The sequence below is a fragment of the Pseudomonas syringae pv. cilantro genome (genome assembly GCF_001293775.1).
In the GTDB taxonomy this organism is placed as follows: Bacteria; Pseudomonadota; Gammaproteobacteria; order Pseudomonadales; family Pseudomonadaceae; genus Aquipseudomonas; species Aquipseudomonas syringae_P.
Map to the genome: position 1 here is coordinate 1 of NZ_LGLN01000070.1, position 4,611 is coordinate 4,611.

General features: G+C 53.5%; 5 protein-coding genes. 1 reads left to right on the forward strand and 4 read right to left on the reverse strand.

The window, feature by feature from the left end; genetic code table 11:
* Positions 1 to 145 precede the first annotated feature (145 nt).
* Positions 146 to 478 carry a DUF4177 domain-containing protein gene (locus tag ABJ99_RS18950; protein ID WP_054087122.1) on the reverse strand — a complete coding sequence of 111 codons (333 nt, stop codon included), beginning with the start codon at positions 476 to 478 and terminating at the stop codon, positions 146 to 148.
* Between the two features lie 168 nt (positions 479 to 646).
* Here ABJ99_RS18950 and ABJ99_RS18955 point away from each other — a divergent pair, with 168 nt between their 5' ends.
* A complete protein-coding gene (locus tag ABJ99_RS18955) occupies positions 647 to 1,078 on the forward strand; it encodes a hypothetical protein (protein ID WP_054087123.1) in 432 nt (143 codons plus the stop codon).
* A 386-nt stretch (positions 1,079 to 1,464) separates the two neighbouring features.
* Here ABJ99_RS18955 and ABJ99_RS18960 read toward each other — a convergent pair whose 3' ends face one another.
* The 3 genes from ABJ99_RS18960 to ABJ99_RS18970 all read right to left on the reverse strand — a co-directional run.
* On the reverse strand, positions 1,465 to 2,481 hold the full coding sequence (locus ABJ99_RS18960; protein ID WP_054087124.1) for a phosphatase domain-containing putative toxin: 1,017 nt from the start codon (positions 2,479 to 2,481) through the stop codon (positions 1,465 to 1,467).
* A 195-nt stretch (positions 2,482 to 2,676) separates the two neighbouring features.
* Complete coding sequence (locus ABJ99_RS18965; RefSeq protein ID WP_054087125.1) at positions 2,677 to 4,128, reverse strand: UvrD-helicase domain-containing protein; 1,452 nt, start codon at positions 4,126 to 4,128, stop codon at positions 2,677 to 2,679.
* A gap of 9 nt (positions 4,129 to 4,137) precedes the next feature.
* Positions 4,138 to 4,611, reverse strand: a 474-nt coding sequence (locus tag ABJ99_RS18970) for a TIGR03747 family integrating conjugative element membrane protein (protein ID WP_154864461.1), incomplete at its 5' end; no start/stop codon positions are given.

Genomic DNA, 4,611 nt, shown 5'->3' on the forward strand with positions numbered 1-4,611 from the left:
GACTGCGGTCAAGCAGATCTGCACACGTGAAGACGTTGATCTGAGCGCGGGGGGATTGAAGTTCACGTCGCGGGCCCTGGAAGCTGTAGGAATCTATGTCCATAGCATGACCAACGACCGAGTTTGAATCAGTACGAAACCCTTTTTAAGTCTGAGAGGGTTTGTCCAATGAGGTAGGCGATGCAGCGCTGCGTTTGAAGAAGAACAGGAACCCTGTACTGATTGCATACCCAACCGCCCAGGCCTGGGCGTTTTGATTACCAAATCGCTCGTGGCCACGATTGATCGGCTGAACGCTGACCAGCTCCCATCCTTCTCTGCCGTGGCGATTCAATATGGCCAGCGTTTCAGGGTTGCTCAAATATCCGTGAATGTCCGGTTCGGTAGTGTCGTCCGTTGACTTGAACATCAGCACGCCGCTGGTCACGGTTTTATAGGGAAGGGGGACGAAGGTCTGGGTGTATTCAAATGTAGTCATAAGTACCAAATGCCAGGCAGGGAATGATGAATCAGGTGTGTCTTCAGGCTGCAACAGCCAGTTGCAACGATAAACCTCAAGGTTGGAAAATGTAACGTGCAGTGAGAGTCTCGTTAGACGATGGGGAAAGCTGCATTACGTAAATTTTGTTCGAGAAGGACAAGTGCAGTGCGGACGATTGACTATCGAAGATTTGAATACAAGGGCGATTACGCGTCGGGGGCTTGCTTTGTACGTGTGGGTATCACCGATGGAGGAATGCTGTTCGGTTTGATCGCTCAGTTGCGATACTATGACGGTACTTCTGTCACGAATGACATCGAAGAGATCATCAGCGGTGTGATTCATCGCCTTCATACCGAGCGGGCTTTACCCAAGGCGTTTTCTTCGATGTACGAAGTTCTTGAGCAATTTACTTGGGTCGAACACTACGCGCCTGGCATTGGAATCTCTTCTGAAGGGTCTTGGGCCATCGTCACTCTCGATGCCAGCAATACACCTGATTGGGAATATATGACCCTCGATGATGTTGTCGCTCATACCGATGTAGACCCCGACTTCTTCACACTGGGCGAAGACGACTCACGTCTCAAAAAGTAGGTGGCTGGGTAGGCACAGGGTATCGAGGTTTTGAGTGCTGCTTCATGTCCTTGAAGCGCTGCATGATGTCGATCGCCAGTGACACTAAAATCTGGCGCAGACCACCGCTTTCCAGCAAGCCTGCCTAGCAGCCGTTGGCCGCGAAGAGGTTTTTCAGAGGACGGGGTGAAACTGGTAGGCATGCATGATCACCGATAGCTTTGAAGGCAAAGACACATCCCTTTACAGCCGAAGGCTGCCTATTAAAGGAATCCAACGAAAAAAACGGCACCACCCCCAGCCAAGCATTTGCCGCTTGCTGAGTGGACTCATAGTGCTGGTCTTAGCGAGATAGCCACTAAGGTGCCGAATTTTAGCTAATTGTCCCGGAGCAGGGTGGTAGTCAGTTAGCGTTGTTGAGATGGGGTGTTCGGGTCAGCGAGCCATTCTGACCATGATCGCGGCGCTCCTTTGGGATTTTGCTTGGCGTATTCGTAAAAAAGCGAGATGAATTCCAAGCGGTCATTGCGCAGGTTGGCTCTGCCTTCGTGGGTGACATCCTTGTTGAAATCCAGAGCGCGCCCCGGATTGAAAACGAGTTGGCGTTCTATCAGGTCATGAAATGATACGTGGTGAGCGTTCTTGAGCATGTCGTGCATTGCGATGAAGATACCTGTGCGGCCTTGCCCGACTCCACAATGGATATGTACCCGACCCTGCTCGGGTAGCGCGCGCTCCATGGCTACGAAAAGGTCAATGTCTTCGGAACGCGGTCCCATGTGGTCGGTCACCATCAAACGAAGGTACTCCGCACCCGTGGACTTCACTAAGTCTTCTTCACTTGAGATATCCGGGTTGTTCAGCACGACCTTACGAGGATTCTCCAGCCCGTGTTTGGCATCCTTGCGGTGAATGATCTCGACTGTTGGCTGCTGCTTGAGCGCAGCGATGCGAGATTGCTCATCGGCGATCACGTCATTGCGACTTTTACCCACATTCGCCCAGTTGTTGCCCAGTCGCCAAGTACATGGATAACCCCCAACGATCGCGTGAGATTCCTCTCGTACGTCCAATACCACGACTGGTCTTTCGGGGGTGGGATGCAAACGTTGCACTTGCTCCAAACTGGCGATACTGGCACTGCCGGAAATGTGCAGCGTGTCCCAGCCTTTCTGATTGAGGTCATGAGGGAGGATAAAACTGTCCGAAGAACGAAAATTTTCCAATTCGCCTGGTGTGCGGTCGTAGATGAAAACGGGTTCGCCGGTTGGCCGCTCCGGGGTTGTCAGTGCTTGTTTGAATTTCGTTATTGCGTGTCGATAAGCTTCGGGTGTCAATTGCGCATAAGCAGGCTTGACATCGCTGGCTGTAACTCCTCTCGACAAAGGTGTGGCGCCTTTGGAAATAATGACATGATTCTGCATGGATTGGATCCTATGAATAAATGCACCTCCTTCGTGGTGCATATGCTCCAACGGTTCCAAAAGAGGACGGGGAGTACATGCCCCGCTGGTGTGATTGCTCATGGTGGTGTAGAACCCGAGTTCTTCACGCTAACCGAAGATGACTTACTTTTTAGAAGGTAGCTGGCTGGGAGAAGGCGGCGCCGCGCCTCAATGTTATGAGCGCTGCTTAATGTCCTTGAAGCGCTGCATGATGTCGATCACCAGCGAGTTGACGGCCAGAATCTTCATGGCTCTTGTGACAGCTACGTACAGAAGGTTCAGCTCATCGTCGCGTTTGCCGGCGTCGATGTCAGGCGAGAGCGGATCTGCCGAAAAATCGTCATAAAGCCCAACGAAGTCCCACTCCAGACCTTTGGCTCTATGCGCGGTGCTGAGGGTCACGGTTGCATCGAGCTCCGACGTGACAGAAGCAGCACGCAGCTGCTCGATTCGTTGAGGTAGGTCTGGGTAGTTTTCGATGATTTTGATCGAACGCAGCATCTCAGGATCCTGCGTGGCCTTCGCGATCACGACATACTGGTCGTAATCGGCATAGTCAGTGAGCAGTTTTCGCTGCTGGACCTGGTGATTCATGTGCCGGCTGAAATAGAACAGGTCCTCCAGATCGCGCAAGGAATAGCTGTCGATCCCTCCGATCCACTGCATGCGGTGGTCTTGGTTGACCAGGCGCAGCGCGTTCTCGATCACGCCGCTCACAGTGCGGTGCAGGTAGGTACGGTGAGGCAGATCGTCCGGTAAGGCTCGTTTCACCAACGTCGGCTGTCCCAGGCCTTGGAGGGGGATCTTTTCACCCTTGAAGGACAGGATGACGTTGGCCACGTAGGCAACTGCCGACCCAAATCTGAAGCTCTGAGTCAGGAAGTGTTTCTCGGCGTCGTTCATCGCCGGGCTGTTTAAAGCATCCACAGCGCCTCTGAACCGATACAGTTGCTGATGCCGATCACCTACGGTCACTTGCGTTATTGTTTGGATCTGGACCAGATTTGCAATGACCGGGTTCACGTCTTGCCCTTCGTCGAGCAGGATCGCACCGAAGCGCTGGCTCAGATCCGGCTGGCTCATCTGGTACAGCTTCAGATAGCCGTCGTGCGTCATGGAGACTGAGCGGTCTTGGATATCGACCATCTTGTCCCAAACGTCTCTGGTCAGATTCAGCGCTTTGCTCATGTACTGCTGCTGGACCGAGGTCAGCGTGCGGTTGCTCTGGAATCTCACAAAGTGATCCTCCTGCAGCTCCAGGTCTTTGCTGGCCATGAAGGCATTGAGTGTCGAGACGATGTCTTTGGCCAGCTCCCAATCCTGCGTATTGATCGTCCTCGCAATGTCGGTCAAACGCAGATTGCCGGCCTGCTTGTGTTTGTACTGGCTGCCATAGACAGCGTAGGCAAGGCCGTGCGCGGTTTTACAGGTCACGTTGCGTGGAAAACGGTTCTTTGCCGCCATCTCAACGGCTTTGTTGTAGCAGAGGTACAGCATTTTGACCGACGCGTTGTGCTCGGCGTAACCGACGAGTGTTGTTGTTTTCCCGGTACCGGCAAATGCCTGGACCAGTAGCTTTTTCGCGCAAGAGTGGATCGCTGGCAGTTGTTCTTCTGTCCATTGCATGAGGGGCACCTAAAGGTATTTTTTGAAGCTGGACGCTGTAATGCTGACGGCCAGGCCGAGCAGAGCTGCGCACGGCAAGAGCACAAGCAAAGGGCTCACGCTGAAAGGCAGGGCCAGGTAGAGGCTCCAGGGGATGATCACCAGCGGCACCATCGTTGCTCGAGCTTTGTGATACAGATAGCTGGACTCGCGGCCGGCACCAAACCGCCGCAGGTCTCGGCGCACCAGTCCGTCGACGAAACCCACGAACGCCGTCATCATAAATAACGGGATTGCGAGGGTCAGGATCACCAGGCGCACGCAAAACACCAGTGTCGTGTAGAGCGCCGCAAGACCGTAATCCTGAAACTTGCTGACTCCCACGCCGAGCATGTAGCGCATATCGAAACCGCGTGATCGTTGTCCTGTCGCAGCATAATCAGAGGTGTGTTGAACCCAGTCCTGAAGCCCAGTCTTGACCACCAGCCAGTCATATGTGGTTTG

Excerpts from the sequence above, each read along its gene's own strand:
- ABJ99_RS18950 (WP_054087122.1), bottom strand. The coding sequence starts at position 478 with ATGACTACATTTGAATACACCCAGACCTTCGTCCCCCTTCCCTATAAA.
- ABJ99_RS18960 (WP_054087124.1), bottom strand. The coding sequence starts at position 2,481 with ATGCAGAATCATGTCATTATTTCCAAAGGCGCCACACCTTTGTCGAGA.
- ABJ99_RS18965 (WP_054087125.1), bottom strand. The coding sequence starts at position 4,128 with ATGCAATGGACAGAAGAACAACTGCCAGCGATCCACTCTTGCGCGAAA.